Here is a 14085-nt window from a genome sequence, read left to right on the forward strand (position 1 = left end):
GAACTTATGAATCAGGAAAAGCAAACTTATTTTCCTACCATTGAAAACGTAAATAAGGCAGCCGAAGCAATTAAAAAAGTATCGGCAGTAACGCCTTTAGGTGTTAGTCTAAGATATTCAAAACAATTTGATGCCAATATTCTTTTAAAACGTGAAGATTTACAACAAGTACGATCTTATAAAATTAGAGGGGCATATAATAAAATAAGTTCTCTTACTGCAGAAGAGTCTAAGAACGGTGTGGTTTGCGCAAGTGCTGGAAATCATGCCCAAGGTGTAGCCTTGTCTTGTAAATTACTCAAAATAAAAGGCACCATTTATATGCCGGCTCCAACTCCAAATCAAAAGGTGGAACAAGTAAAGATGTTTGGCGAAAATTTTATAGAAATAAAACTCGTTGGAGATACATTTGATGACTCTTACCATGCCGCAATGTTTGAATGTGAGTCTTTAGGTAAAACATTTATCCATCCATTTAATGATGAAAAAGTTATAGAAGGGCAGGCTACAATTGGTTTAGAAATTTTAGAACAATGTGACAAACCTATCGATTATGTATTTATTGCTGTAGGTGGTGGTGGACTTGCGGCAGGATTATCAACAGTATTTAAAGCCTTATCTCCAAACACAAAGGTTATTGGGGTTGAGCCAGAAGGAGCGCCTTCAATGAAAACTTCTATTGGAAATAATAAAAACACCGAACTTAAATCTATCGATAAATTTATAGACGGTGCAGCGGTAAAACGCGTGGGCGATCTAAATTTCGCTATTTGTAAAGAAAATTTACATGCCATGATAACGGTGCCCGAAGGGAAGGTATGCGAAACCATTTTAGAACTATATAATAAAGATGCAATAGTTGCGGAACCTGCGGGAGCATTAAGCATTTCGGCCTTAGATTTTTATGCTGAAGAAATTAAAGGAAAAAACGTAGTATGCGTAGTTAGCGGCAGTAATAATGATATTACACGAACACCTGAAATCAAAGAAAGAGCCTTGTTATATGCCAACTTAAAACATTATTTTATCATCAATTTTCCACAGAGAGCAGGCGCATTAAAAGAGTTTGTTGTTGATATTTTAGGAGCGAATGATGATATAACTTATTTTCAATATGCTAAAAAAACAAACCGTGAAAATGGTTCAGCTGTGGTTGGTGTTCAATTAAAATCCGCATCAGATTTACAACCCTTAGTTGAAAGAATGAAGAAACATAATTTTTATGGTGATTACTTAAACGACAAACCTGATCTCTTTCAGTTTTTAGTTTAAAGACCTTGTTTTTTAGGTAGTTAAAGTCTATTATTTACGAAATCGTTTGAGTTGAAATTCTTAAATTTATTTAAAGTTTAAAGGTTTGGTTTCAGTTATTTTCAGTTATTTTGATTGAGACGTCTTATGTTAAATTGGAGATTCTAAAGTCTTTAAACTTTAATTTTTGAAACACTCTAAAAATAAAAAAAGACCATAAAAACTTTTCTATTAAATAAGATGTTTAAGGGACAAATTACACTAATCAAAAAAATAATAAATTCAAACTGATGAAACAACCTTTTAAAGAAATTCCGCAGGCATTTAAAATTGACTCTCTTTTGCATCAAAACACGTATTTGGTAAATGGTGAGTTAAAACCTTGGAAGGGAGAAACGGCAGAAGTATATTCAACCATCTCATCAACTTCAGATTATAAACAAACACTTCTCGGAACTATTCCGCAATTGGGTGAAAAGGAAGCTAAAGAAGCTTTAGATTCAGCAACTTTAGCTTACGATAATGGTAAAGGGTTATGGCCAACTATGAAGGTTGGAGATAGAATTGCATGTATGGAAACCTTTGTTGATCAAATGAAAACAAAGCGTGAGGAAGTCGTGAAATTACTCATGTGGGAAATAGGAAAGAATCTTCCAGATTCTGAAAAAGAGTTTGATAGAACTGTTGACTACATTTATGACACTATTGAAGCCTATAAACAAATTGACAGAGATTCTGCGAAATTTGAAAAGAACTCAGGTGTACATGCCCATATCCGCCGTGGGCCATTAGGTGTTGTTTTATGCTTGGGGCCTTATAATTACCCTTTAAATGAAACATTCACTTTATTAATTCCTGCATTAATTATGGGGAATCCTGTAATTTTTAAGCCTGCTAAATTGGGTGTCTTACTCATTTCACCATTATTAGATGCTTTCCAAAGTAGTTTTCCAGAAGGGGTTGTAAATATTGTGTATGGTCGTGGTCGTGTTTTAGCTACTCCAATTATGCAATCTGGTAAAATTGATGTATTAGCATTAATTGGGAATAGTAATTCAGCTAATGCATTACAATCGCAACATCCAAAAGGAAATAGATTGAGAATGGTTTTAGGTTTAGAAGCCAAAAATCCAGCAATTGTATTGCCTGATGCCGATTTAGATTTAGCTGTTGAAGAATGTATTGCGGGTACTTTATCATTTAACGGACAACGTTGTACAGCCTTAAAAGTATTATACGTACATGAGTCAATTATTGAAGAATTCAATCGTCGTTTCGCATACAAGGTAGATCAACTAAAGTTTGGCAATCCATGGGAAGAAGGCGCGAAACTTACACCACTTCCTGAAGTTGATAAGCCAGGATATATTCAAGAATTAATTGATGATGCTAAGGCAAAAGGAGCAAAAGTGTTGAATAAAAAAGGTGGAGAAACGACAGAAAATTTCATTTTTCCAGCAGTCCTGTATCCAGTTTCAAAAGATATGCGTGTTTTTAAAGAAGAACAATTTGGTCCTGTTATTCCTATTGTTTCTTTTTCGGATATTGAAGAACCTCTAGATGATATGGCCGAATCAAATTATGGACAGCAAGTAAGTTTGTTTGGTAAAAACGTTCATACCTTGTCACCATTGATTGATACTTTAGTGAATTTAGTGTGTCGTGTAAACTTGAATAGTTCTTGTCAACGTGGTCCAGATGTCTATCCTTTTACTGGAAGAAAAGATTCTGCTTATGGTACTTTAAGTGTTCATGATGCTTTACGTTCATTTTCTATTCGAACTTTTGTAGCTGCGAAAGATAATGCATACAATAATGCGATACTTCAGGAATTATTAGAAAAGAAAACATCAAACTTTATAAGTACGGATTATATTTTATAAATTTATATCAAACTAAAAAGAACAGATATGAAAATCATTAAATTACCAATCCTAGCCATTTTATTAGCTTCATTAATGTTTAATTGTGGAGGTAAAGAAGAAAAGAAGAAAGAAGGTTTTAGTTATGAAAGAACAAACTCTTCAGAAGCAAACGAATCCAAGGAAACAGATAGCGACGTTGCAAATATTGTATTAACTTCTAACGATGTAATGCAGTATAATTTAAAAGAAATTAAAGCTAAAGCGGGTCAAAAAGTTAAGTTAACATTAAGACATATTGGTAAGCTTGATATTAATGTTATGGGGCATAATGTAGTTATACTTAAACAAGGCGTTGATTTAACAGAATTCGCAGGAAAGGCTGCTATTGAAAGGGAAAATAAATATATCCCTAAAGATTCACAAGATATTATTGCTCATACCGATCTTATTGGTGGTGGTCAAGTGACATCTATAGAGTTTGTTGCTCCAGAAGCAGGAACGTACGATTTTTTGTGTAGTTTCCCTGGGCATTCTGGAATTATGAAAGGTAAATTTATTGTAGAATAAATCTTTAAAAAATAAAAATGAAAAACCCTTTTGAGATAAAATCTTAAAAGGGTTTTCTAGTTAATATAGTTGAGTTAGTAGTTTAGAAATCTAATTTCCAGCCTTCACGATAAGCTCTTTTCACGAATTGATTGGCTGGTTCAAAATTGGTAATTTTCATGTTTTTACCATCCCAGAGTAATTTTTTACGCCCAGGATATTCAAATCTGTTATTATTTTCTTCTCGTAAATTATAACTTCTTATGGCTAAATTACCCATTAAAATAGATTCAGTAAGCGGACCAGCGAAATCAAATGAAGAAGTTAATGCTTGATGTTCTTTACTTTCATATCCAGCTTTGCAAGCTTCAACCCATTTATGGGGATGACCATTTTCAGGTAATGAAATTTCTTCATAATCACTGTCTTCAGGTAAAATAATTTCACCCGAATTTAAATATAGTTTAGGATTTCGTCCGTACGTTCCACATGTTATAATGCCTTTTTCACCTATCATGATAACACCATTCGCACTATTCTCATCACCAATAGGGTGGTCCGCAGGAATAAGCTCAGGATGAAACGGTCGTAAACCACCATCAGTCCAATTTAATTTAACTTCTGAAGGATTTTTATCGGTTGCTTCAAATTTTAATTGTGTTCTTGATGATGGCGGACAAGATTCTGGAAAATAATCTGGTGTCCAATCGCGTGTAAATACAGCTCCTACGCTGCTTTCTACTTCAGTTGGATATCCTAATCCTAAAACACGGTAAGGAGGGTCCATTAAATGGCATCCCATGTCACCGAGTGCGCCAGTTCCGAAGTTCCACCATCCTCTCCATTTAAACGGATGGTATAATGGATGGTAATCTACCCATTGTGCAGGACCTACCCAGGTGTCCCAATCTAAGTTATCAAGAATAGCTGGTTTGTCGGTTGGTGTTTTAATGCCTTGTGGCCATACAGGTCTGTTTGTCCAAACATCAACATGGTTAACCGTTCCAATCATTCCAGAATTGAACCAATCTGCCATGATTTTGACACCTTGTCCTGAAGCCCCTTGATTTCCCATTTGGGTAACAATTTTGTATTTATTTGCGGCCTCAGTAAGCACACGTGCTTCATGAATACTATGTGTTAGCGGTTTTTGCACATATACATCTTTGTTTAATTGCATTGCGGCAAGTGTTATAACAGCATGCGTATGGTCTGGAGTGGAAACCGTAATGGCATCAATGTCAGAACTATCTTCTAATAATTTTCTGTAATCTTTAAATTGTTTGGCCTTCGGAAATTTTGAAAATGCTTTAGAAGCACTATTCCAATCGACATCACAAATTGCTACAATATTATTTGCGCCATTGTTCCAAACATTCATCATATCTGAGTAGCCTTTGCCACCTGCACCAACAATTGCTATATTTAGTTTATCGCTAGGTGCAACAAATCCTTTCCCCATGACATGACGTGGAATTATGGAAATACCAAATGTTGTAAGCGCTGTTTTTTTAATGAAAGAACGCCTACTGTTTAAAGATTTTTTACTCATAATGAAAGGGATTTATGATGAAAACTATTTTAATTCTAGTATTTCGATATTTCTGAATTCAATAGGATGGCTCTCACTTTGTAATGAAATATATCCTCCGGTTAAAGGTTGCCCATCTTTAGCTTGAATTTCTTCTGAAGTTGAATCTAAAAACTGACCACCAATTGTTGGGTTTGAGTATGAAATAACCGATTTTCCGTCAAGGTAATGCGTGATAGAATCTTTGTTTACAGTTACCATGGCAGTAATCCATTCTTCGCCATAATAAGTTTTACTATCTGAAGAAATACAATGATCGGTAACTAACGCGCCATTCATTTCAACATGAGTTCCCGGGGTGCATAAATTTCCTGAAGGACGAAGTGCGTTTTCATTAACACCACCAAGTAATTGAACTTCTAGAGAAATTGGGAACCCTTGACCAACTAACATGGTTTCTGGAGATTGACAATGAATCATAATTCCACTATTTTTTTCTGCCCAAGATGCGCCTCCATTAGCTTGCTCTCCTACAAATCTGTATTCCAAACGCAATTTATAATTTGTGAAAGGTGCCTTGTAAAACAAATGCCCGTATTCGTTTGAGAAATTCTCATATCCATCATAAGATACCTTTAAAAGATTATTCTCTACTCGAAAAGTATTGTTGTAATTGTTGCCTAATTCGTAACCATTGATTTTAGGAGTCCAATCGGTTAAATCTTTGCCGTTAAACAGGGAAATCCAATTTTCAGTTTCTATCTCGTCAGACTCTTTTTCATCATTCATCTTACAATTGCTAAATAAAGCAATAGCAAGAATCAACAAAATGTATTTAGCAGCAAATTTCATTATATAACTAATGAGTTATCAAGAGACCAAGCTTTACCTTCGGTTAATTCTTGTAAATCACCGCAATAATATTGAGACGGTACAGGGTCGTACTTCAATACTTTTTCGCCTATCTGTTCCGTTGTAACATAGGCACTAATGGTCATCATTTTGATACTGTTTAAAAATTCAGATTTCGTAGGGATTAACGATTCTAAATCGGCTTCTCTTTCTTCATCAATTTCATCTTTAAGCAACATGTGTTTGTCTAATAATGCTTTGTAATTTTCATCGGTTACTGAGTCTATAGTTTCTTCAGCATTAGGTTTTAAAACACTAATAATATTGTTAAACGCTGTTTTAATATGTGCTTTGTCTTCATCTTCAACAACTTCTACAATATACTTATCAATAAATTGAGGGACGTTGAGCTCTAACGCGGAGGGTAAATTTTCTGTTTTTGGTAAAATAATATCAACGAACCTAGTTAAAACTTTCCCTTGTTCTTCAGACAAAAAATCTGGAATCCAAGTTTTAACATCACTTGTACAACTTTGTAATAAACTAACAATAGTAGGGGTGGCTACAAAAAGCCCTGTTGCTAAACCTAAATTTTTTAATGCATCTCTTCTTTTCATTTTAAAAATTATTAAAGGTTATCTTTTTTTAATTGTTCAACAGCATGATTTGCTGCTCTAGCTGTAAAAGCCATATAGCCTAATGATGGATTATGGCAAGCCGCAGAGGTCATAAACGAACCATCTGTAACATAGACATTCTTACAAGCATGAATCTGGTTGTATTCATTTAATACAGATGTTTTTGGGTCTCTTCCCATTCTCGCAGTTCCCATTTCATGAATACCTAAGCCCATACCTCTTCCTTCTGCTCTGTCATAACCTTCTACATCTTTAAACCCTGCGGATTCGAGCATTTTTATGGCTTGTTCTTGCATGTCTTTTCGCATTGCTATTTCGTTTTCACCAAAATCGGCATCAAAAGTGATTGTTGGTAATCCCCATTCGTCTAACTTATCGTAATCTAAATACATTCTATTTTTATGGTCGGGTAGTGTTTCACCAAACCCAAGAAGATTGACGCGCCATTCTCCCGGTTTTAAAATGGCTTCCTTCAATTCTGGTCCGTATTTTAATTCGGCAACCATATCGGAAAGTCCAGATCTGCTTGCACCACCTTGGTAACCATATCCTCTTCTAAATTCCTTAACATTGGTTTTGCCACCAAGATTTCTAAATCGCGGAATATATACGCCATTGGCTCTTCTACCTTTGTTAATTTTGTCTTCAAATCCTTTAGCTACCGCAGTGGCGCCAACATGGAAATGATGGTCCATAATATTGTGCCCTAATTCGCCACTATCGTTTCCTAAACCGTTAGGAAAACGCTCTGATTTTGATTGTAGTAAAATAGAAGCGGATGCAATAGCTGAAGCACATAAAAAGATGATTTTTGCTTTAAACAGGAAGGCTTCTTTAGTCTCTGCATCTATTACTTTAACACCAATTGCTTTTTTAGTGGTTTCATCATAAACAACTTCATGCACGATAGAGTTTGGTCTTAACGTCATGTTGCCGGTTGCTTCTGCAACAGGTAATGTAGAAGAGTTGCTACTAAAATATGCACCAAACGGACAACCACGCATACATCTGTTTCTATATTGGCAGGTACTTCTACCCATTCCTGGTTTAGTGCCTTCGGTAATATGTGCAGTTCTACCTATTGTTAGCACTCTACCGTCATCGAATTTTTCTGATATTTTTGATTTTAATTCTTTTTCAACACAATTAAGGTTCATTGGTTTTAGTAGCTTTTGGTCTGGAAGCACCTCTAAACCTAAATTTTCGCCGCTTACACCAATAAATTCTTCAACTTTATCATACCAAGGGGCAATATCTTTATATCGTACTGGCCAATCAACAGCAATACCTTCTTTTTTGTTTGCTTCAAAATCTATATCACTCAATCGATAACTCTGTCTTCCCCACATTAATGAGCGTCCGCCAACATGATAACCTCTTATCCAATCAAAACGTCTGTCTTCATTATAAGGATGCTTAATGTCATCTACAAAAAAATGTTGATGTGCTTCTTGAGTTACATAGCCTGTTCGGTGTTGTTTGAATTTACGTTCTTTTGTTTCTTTAGATGCTACACCGCCGTTCGGAAAATCCCACGGATCCATATTAGCAGTTTTATAGTCTTCAATATGTTTCACCATTCGTCCACGTTCAAGAACGAGGGTTTTTAAGCCTTTTTCACAAAGTTCTTTGGCGGCCCATCCTCCAGATATTCCCGTTCCAACTACAATGGCATCATATTCTTCTTCAATAGAAATTAAATTGTTAACACTCATTTGTTACGTATTATTTGGTTTTAGTTTAGAATTTAAAATGTGATAAGTTACACATTTAACGCCAAATTAGTTAATTTGCATTTTAATAATGTTCAATTTTTTTCAGTGAAGATAAATATACAAAAAATAACCCCTTTTGAAGCTGATGGAATAATCTATCATGCAGACACATGTTTACCTTTAATTGATGCCGTAAAACGAAAGAAAGTTAAGTTTAAAGCATTGGCAAGATATACTTATCCTGGAGATAGATTAACCGATGACACATTGGGATTAAATAGTATTGGGTATTGGGATGCCAACGAACAGCAAGATTGGGGTCTGGATTGGCACAGAAATGAAGGTATTGAAATACATTTTTTAGAATCAGGTTCTATGCCGTATGCTCAAGAAAAAAAAGAACTAGAATTGCAGCCTAATGATTTAACCATAACACGACCTTGGGAAGCGCATAAGGTTGGTAACCCAGACATAGGAGTAGGTAAATTTTATTGGGTAATATTAGACTTAGGCGTGCGTAGGCCTCATCAAAATTGGGTTTGGCCTGATTGGATTATTTTGGCGCCTGAAGATTTGATGAGATTAACAACTATTTTGAGACAGAATGAAGATGTAAGATTGCGCTCAGACAGAAGGGTTAGAGATTGTTTTCAAAGAATAGGACGCGCTGTTGATACGGATAAGTCAGGAAGTAATTCATCAAGAATAAGATTATTAGTGAACTACCTTTTAATTCTGCTATTAGATCTTTTAGAATCTGAAAATGTTGAGCTTAGAGAAGAGCTAACGGATAGCTCTAGAAGCGTTAAATTATTTTTAAATGAATTAGAAAAAAATTTAGCTGAAGCATGGACTATTGAAAAAATGGCTGAATCTGCCGGAGTTGGTCTAACAAGATTTACATTTCATTGTAAGCAATTAACTAATTTAACACCCATGCGCTACTTGATGATGAGACGCCTAAAAATGTCCAAACAAATGCTGTTAGAAAATAAAGATTTGAGCGTCGCAGAAGTTGCATTTAGTTGTGGTTTTTCAACAAGTCAATACTACTCAACAGTATTTAAAAAACAAGAAAAGTGCACACCAATAGAATATCGCCAAAAACATGAGATTTTAGTTTAAAAATTATTGTCTAGTTTGTATAAATTCTTTCACTGAATAATTATAAACATGTTTAATGGTGTAATTTTATAATTTTCAATTTATTTTAAACTAATTAAAACACTATAAAAATGACTTTAAATCTCTATAAAAAGAGTGTAATCGCATTAGTAATATGTTCATTCTTATTAATCTTATCTTGTAAAGACAATAAAAAGGTAGCAACTAATGACGAACCAATTGCTCATGAAATAGCTGAAGAACCATTTTTTAAACTCTCGTTAGCACAATGGTCACTTCATAAAACATTTAATGATGAAGGTGTAAGTCCTTTTAAATTTGCTGAAATGGCAAAAGCTCATGGATTTGAAGGTTTAGAATATGTAAGTCAGATATACGAAAATCAAATTGAAGCCTTAGGTATTGATACAGTAATCGATTCTTTAATGGTAATGAGTCAATTACATAATATGAGCAACGTATTAATTATGGTTGATGGCGAAGGCGATTTGGCTGACCCGAGTGAAAAAGTGCGTAATCAAGCTGTTGAAAACCATAAAAAATGGATTGACGCTGCACAAAAATTAGGTTGCCATTCTATTCGAGTAAATACATTTGGAACTAACGACCCAGAATTGTGGTTGCCCTCGGTGGTTGATGGATTGAAAAAATTATCGGAGTATGCAGCTACCAAAAATATAAATGTATTATGTGAAAATCATGGTTGGTTGTCTTCTGATGCAGCTAAATTAGTGGAAGCAATTAATCAAGTAAATATGGAAAATTGTGGCACATTACCAGATTTTGGAAACTGGTGTTTGAAGCGTAAAGAAGGAGCTAAATGGGGCGAATGCGAAGAGGTTTATTCAGATAAATACGAAGGCATTAAAATGATGTTACCAGCTGCCAAAGCGGTTAGCGCAAAAAGTTATGATTTTGATGAGGAAGGAAATGAGACCACATTAGATTATCCAAGAATATTGAAATTAGTGAAAGATGCCGGATATACAGGTTTTATTGGAGTTGAATATGAAGGCAAAAGATTAAGCGAAAAGGAAGGTATTTTAGCAACAAAAGCATTGTTGTTAAAGGCTGCTAGCGGATTGCAATAGAATTCTGATAACTAACTAACTAAATTATAAATGAAAAAATCCACACAATTTCAATTGTCTTTTATGATGTTCCTTGAATTTTTTATTTGGGGAGGATGGTTTGTAACCCTCGGATCTTTTATGGGAAACAATCTAAGCGCAACAGGTGCTGAAACTGGAATGGCATATTCAACACAATCTTGGGGAGCAATTATAGCACCTTTTATTATAGGATTAATTGCCGATAGGTTTTTTAATGCTGAAAAAATTCTTGGAGTGTTGCATATTGTCGGTGCATTTTTAATGTATCAAATGGCACAATCAACTGAAGTTGCGACATTTTATCCTTATGTCTTGGGTTACATGATAGCTTATATGCCAACATTAGCTTTGGTAAATTCAGTATCATTTAATCAAATGAACGACCCAGCGAAACAATTTCCGATTGTTAGAGTATGGGGAACCATTGGTTGGATTCTAGCGGGATTAGTAATAAGTTTTGTTTTTAAGTGGGATTCTATCGAAAATATTGGACAAGGCATGTTGTCAAATACTTTTATAATGGTAGCTATAGCTTCAGTTATCTTAGGGGTGTTTAGTTTCTTCTTACCAAAAACACCACCAAGTGTTTCTAAAGATGAAAAAGTAACAGTTAGGGATATTTTGGGACTAGATGCATTGAATTTATTAAAAGACAGAAACTTTTTAGTATTCTTCTTGTCATCGGTTCTTATTTGCATTCCATTAGCCTTTTATTATCAAAATATTAGTCCGTTTTTAACAGAGTATAAAGTTGAAAATTCTACAGCATGGGCTTCATTAGGGCAAATGTCTGAAGTTGCATTTATGCTATTATTGCCATTCTTCTTTAAAAAATATGGCTTTAAAAAAACCATTCTTTTCGGAATGCTAGCGTGGGCAATTCGTTATGTATTATTTGCTTATGGTAATAGTGGTGACTTGTTTTTCATGTTGGTAGTTGGAATAGCATTACACGGAATTTGCTATGATTTCTTTTTTGTTTCAGGTCAAATTTACACCGATTCAAAAGCTGGTGAGAAAGTTAAAAGTGCAGCACAAGGATTAATTACATTAGCTACTTATGGTGTTGGGATGTTAGTAGGATTTTGGGTTGCAGGACAAATTGTAGACCAAAATGCATTGGCAAATGGCGATCATAGTTGGGTAGATATTTGGAGGTTTCCAGCATTATTTGCGTTAGGCGTTTTTGTTCTATTCGCATTCTTTTTTAAAAATGAAAAAGTAGAATATAAAGAGTAAAAAATAAACTAATGAGTAATAAAATAAGATTAGGAATTTTAGGGGGCGGAGGCGATTCTTTAATTGGTATTTTACACCGCGTAGCTTCATCAATGTACGATAAATATCAAATTGTTGGCGGTGTGTTTAATCCTAATTGGGAAGATAATATTGGTTTTGCAAAACAAATAGGGTTACCGACAAATCGGATTTATAAAGATTTTGACACTTTAATTGAAGAAGAATTAAAACTCCCAGAATCTGAGAGAATACAGGTGGTGTCTATACTAACACCTAATTTTCTACACTTTCCTATGGCAAACAAGCTATTGGAAAATGGGTTTCATGTGATTTGCGAAAAGCCAATGACAACCACTTACGAAGAAGCAAAAATCCTGAATCAAACCTTAAAAAAGGCGCAAACTGTTTTTGCAGTTACATACACCTATACCGGTTATCCTATGGTGCGTCAAATGCGTGAAATGATTTTAAACGGTGAGTTAGGAACCATTCAAAAGGTAGATGCGCAATATTATCAAGGTTGGATAAATCCAATTATTCACGATAAAGAAAAACGTTCTTCAACATGGAGGTTAAACCCAGAAAAATCTGGAATTAGTTGTTGTATTGGTGATATCGGAACTCATGCTTTTGATATGTTGGAGTTTGTTTCAGGTGTTAAAATAGAATCGGTTTTGGCCGATTTAAACTATTTGTATTCAGATAATAAAATGGATATTGACGGAACCGTTTTACTCCGCTGTAGTAAAAATGTTAAAGGGGTAATTTGCTCTAGTCAAATTGCAACTGGTGAAGAAAACAGTTTTATAGTAAAAGTGTATGGTGATAAAGCAGGTTTAAAATGGGAACAAGAAAACCCTAATTACTTGTATTTAATGGAAGATGGAAAACCGCTACGTGTTTTAAAACCAGGACATTCTTATAATTCTGAATTGTCTTTAGATGGAACAAAATTACCGCCTGGACATCCAGAAGGAATCTTTGATTCTATGGGAAATATTTATAAAGGCGTTGCAAAAGCTATTAACAAAGAACCTTACAATCATGGAGAATTCCCAACAATTATTGATGGAGTAAGAGGAATGAATTTTATTGAAAAAGCAGTGGAATCTCACCAAAAAGGAAATGTTTGGGTGGACATTGAAAATGTAGATTAATGAAAACAATTAAAGGACCAGCTATTTTTTTAGCACAATTCATGGATGATAAAGCACCGTTTAATTCTTTGGACGGATTGTGCAAATGGGCTTCAGATTTAGGTTATAAAGGTATTCAAGTTCCAACTCTAGATAAATCGATTATCGATTTAGATATTGCGGCAAATAGTCAAACCTATTGCGACGAATTCAAAGGAAAAATTAATAGTTACGGATTAGAAATTACAGAGCTTTCCACCCATATTCAAGGACAGTTAGTAGCAGTTCATCCGGCCCATGATATTATGTTTGATGCCTTTGCTCCAGATCATTTAAAAGGAAAATTTAAAGAACGCACTGCTTGGGCAATAGACCAAATGCATAAAGCTGGTAAAACAAGTAAACGTTTAGGATTAAAAGCACATGCTACTTTTTCTGGGTCGTTACTTTGGCCGTACGTTCATCCATGGCCACAACAACCTCAAGGTTTAATCGAGCTAGGATTCAAAGAACTAGCAGATAGGTGGAAACCTATTTTAAACACCTTTGAAGATAACGGTGTGGCAGTTTGTTATGAAGTTCACCCTGTTGAGGATATTCACGATGGTGATACTTTCGAACGTTTTTTAGAAGCCACAGGAAATCATAAAGCAGTAAATATTCTGTATGACCCTTCGCATTTTGTGCTTCAGCAACTTGATTATATAAAATATATTGATCATTATCATGAGTTTATAAAAGCGTTTCACGTCAAAGATTCAGAATTTAATTCTTCAGGTAAAAAAGGAACTTTTGGCGGGTATAATGATTGGAAAGATAGGGCAGGTAGATATCGTTCTCCAGGAGACGGACAAGTAGATTTTAAAACTGTGTTCTCAAAACTAACAGAATATGGTTGTGATGTTTGGGCAGTTTTAGAATGGGAATGTGTTATTAAAAGCCCTGAGCAAGGCGCTAAAGAAGGTGTTGATTTTATAAGCACTCATATTATTGAAGCAACAACTAAGCGTTTTGACGATTTTGCGGGCGGAAATACAGATGAAAATCAACTTAAAAAAATACTAGGATTATAAAC

At 34.7% G+C, this 14085-nt stretch carries 12 protein-coding genes; 8 read left to right on the plus strand and 4 right to left on the minus strand.

The annotated features are described in order from the left end of the window. Positions 1 to 6 precede the first annotated feature (6 nt). The 3 genes from ilvA (at position 7) to BUA46_RS10515 (ending at position 3683) form a co-directional block, all read left to right on the plus strand. Positions 7 to 1272: a threonine ammonia-lyase IlvA gene (ilvA, locus tag BUA46_RS10505; RefSeq protein ID WP_019387710.1), complete on the plus strand. Its 1266-nt coding sequence runs from the start codon at positions 7 to 9 to the stop codon at positions 1270 to 1272. A 269-nt stretch (positions 1273 to 1541) separates the two neighbouring features. Next, positions 1542 to 3134: an NADP-dependent glyceraldehyde-3-phosphate dehydrogenase gene (locus BUA46_RS10510; protein WP_019387711.1), complete on the plus strand. Its 1593-nt coding sequence runs from the start codon at positions 1542 to 1544 to the stop codon at positions 3132 to 3134. 27 nt (positions 3135 to 3161) lie between these two features. Further along, positions 3162 to 3683: a plastocyanin/azurin family copper-binding protein gene (locus BUA46_RS10515; RefSeq protein WP_019387712.1), complete on the plus strand. Its 522-nt coding sequence runs from the start codon at positions 3162 to 3164 to the stop codon at positions 3681 to 3683. An 82-nt stretch (positions 3684 to 3765) separates the two neighbouring features. Here the strand turns inward: BUA46_RS10515 and BUA46_RS10520 are convergent, their stop codons facing one another. From BUA46_RS10520 to BUA46_RS10535, 4 genes are read right to left on the minus strand one after another with little or no spacing between them, the layout of a single operon-like run. After that, positions 3766 to 5214 carry a Gfo/Idh/MocA family protein gene (locus tag BUA46_RS10520; RefSeq protein WP_019387713.1) on the minus strand — a complete coding sequence of 483 codons (1449 nt, stop codon included), beginning with the start codon at positions 5212 to 5214 and terminating at the stop codon, positions 3766 to 3768. Between the two features lie 24 nt (positions 5215 to 5238). After that, positions 5239 to 6045, minus strand: a complete 807-nt coding sequence (locus BUA46_RS10525; protein ID WP_019387714.1) for a 3-keto-disaccharide hydrolase — start codon at positions 6043 to 6045, stop codon at positions 5239 to 5241. Beyond that, complete coding sequence (locus tag BUA46_RS10530) at positions 6045 to 6662, minus strand: gluconate 2-dehydrogenase subunit 3 family protein (RefSeq protein WP_019387715.1); 618 nt, start codon at positions 6660 to 6662, stop codon at positions 6045 to 6047. The genes BUA46_RS10525 and BUA46_RS10530 overlap by 1 nt, the downstream gene beginning before the upstream one ends. Positions 6663 to 6673: 11 nt before the next feature. Further along, positions 6674 to 8398 (minus strand): GMC oxidoreductase, encoded by a 1725-nt coding sequence (locus tag BUA46_RS10535; RefSeq protein ID WP_019387716.1) that lies wholly within the window; start codon positions 8396 to 8398, stop codon positions 6674 to 6676. A 105-nt stretch (positions 8399 to 8503) separates the two neighbouring features. Between BUA46_RS10535 and BUA46_RS10540 the strand changes: the two genes are divergently transcribed. The 5 genes from BUA46_RS10540 to BUA46_RS10560 all read left to right on the plus strand — a co-directional run bounded on the left by BUA46_RS10540 (position 8504) and on the right by BUA46_RS10560 (position 14083). Continuing rightward, positions 8504 to 9523 (plus strand): helix-turn-helix transcriptional regulator, encoded by a 1020-nt coding sequence (locus BUA46_RS10540; RefSeq protein ID WP_026010049.1) that lies wholly within the window; start codon positions 8504 to 8506, stop codon positions 9521 to 9523. A 110-nt stretch (positions 9524 to 9633) separates the two neighbouring features. Continuing rightward, entirely contained in the window at positions 9634 to 10614 is a 981-nt protein-coding gene (locus BUA46_RS10545) for a sugar phosphate isomerase/epimerase family protein (protein WP_019387718.1), read from the plus strand. A gap of 30 nt (positions 10615 to 10644) precedes the next feature. After that, positions 10645 to 11874, plus strand: a complete 1230-nt coding sequence (locus tag BUA46_RS10550) for a nucleoside permease (RefSeq protein WP_019387719.1) — start codon at positions 10645 to 10647, stop codon at positions 11872 to 11874. A gap of 11 nt (positions 11875 to 11885) precedes the next feature. Then, a complete protein-coding gene (locus BUA46_RS10555; protein WP_019387720.1) occupies positions 11886 to 13031 on the plus strand; it encodes a Gfo/Idh/MocA family protein in 1146 nt (381 codons plus the stop codon). Further along, complete coding sequence (locus BUA46_RS10560) at positions 13031 to 14083, plus strand: sugar phosphate isomerase/epimerase family protein (RefSeq protein WP_019387721.1); 1053 nt, start codon at positions 13031 to 13033, stop codon at positions 14081 to 14083. The genes BUA46_RS10555 and BUA46_RS10560 overlap by 1 nt, the downstream gene beginning before the upstream one ends. The last annotated feature ends 2 nt before the right edge of the window (positions 14084 to 14085 follow it).

The organism is Algibacter luteus (assembly GCF_900141715.1).
Taxonomy (GTDB): Bacteria; Bacteroidota; Bacteroidia; order Flavobacteriales; family Flavobacteriaceae; genus Arenitalea; species Arenitalea lutea.

Coding starts and splice junctions, on each gene's coding strand:
- BUA46_RS10515 (WP_019387712.1), top strand. CDS start 3,162: ATGAAAATCATTAAATTACCAATCCTAGCCATTTTATTAGCTTCATTA.
- BUA46_RS10525 (WP_019387714.1), bottom strand. CDS start 6,045: ATGAAATTTGCTGCTAAATACATTTTGTTGATTCTTGCTATTGCTTTA.
- BUA46_RS10555 (WP_019387720.1), top strand. CDS start 11,886: ATGAGTAATAAAATAAGATTAGGAATTTTAGGGGGCGGAGGCGATTCT.
- BUA46_RS10560 (WP_019387721.1), top strand. CDS start 13,031: ATGAAAACAATTAAAGGACCAGCTATTTTTTTAGCACAATTCATGGAT.
- BUA46_RS10535 (WP_019387716.1), bottom strand. CDS start 8,398: ATGAGTGTTAACAATTTAATTTCTATTGAAGAAGAATATGATGCCATT.
- BUA46_RS10545 (WP_019387718.1), top strand. CDS start 9,634: ATGACTTTAAATCTCTATAAAAAGAGTGTAATCGCATTAGTAATATGT.
- BUA46_RS10510 (WP_019387711.1), top strand. CDS start 1,542: ATGAAACAACCTTTTAAAGAAATTCCGCAGGCATTTAAAATTGACTCT.
- BUA46_RS10520 (WP_019387713.1), bottom strand. CDS start 5,214: ATGAGTAAAAAATCTTTAAACAGTAGGCGTTCTTTCATTAAAAAAACA.
- ilvA (WP_019387710.1), top strand. CDS start 7: ATGAATCAGGAAAAGCAAACTTATTTTCCTACCATTGAAAACGTAAAT.
- BUA46_RS10550 (WP_019387719.1), top strand. CDS start 10,645: ATGAAAAAATCCACACAATTTCAATTGTCTTTTATGATGTTCCTTGAA.
- BUA46_RS10530 (WP_019387715.1), bottom strand. CDS start 6,662: ATGAAAAGAAGAGATGCATTAAAAAATTTAGGTTTAGCAACAGGGCTT.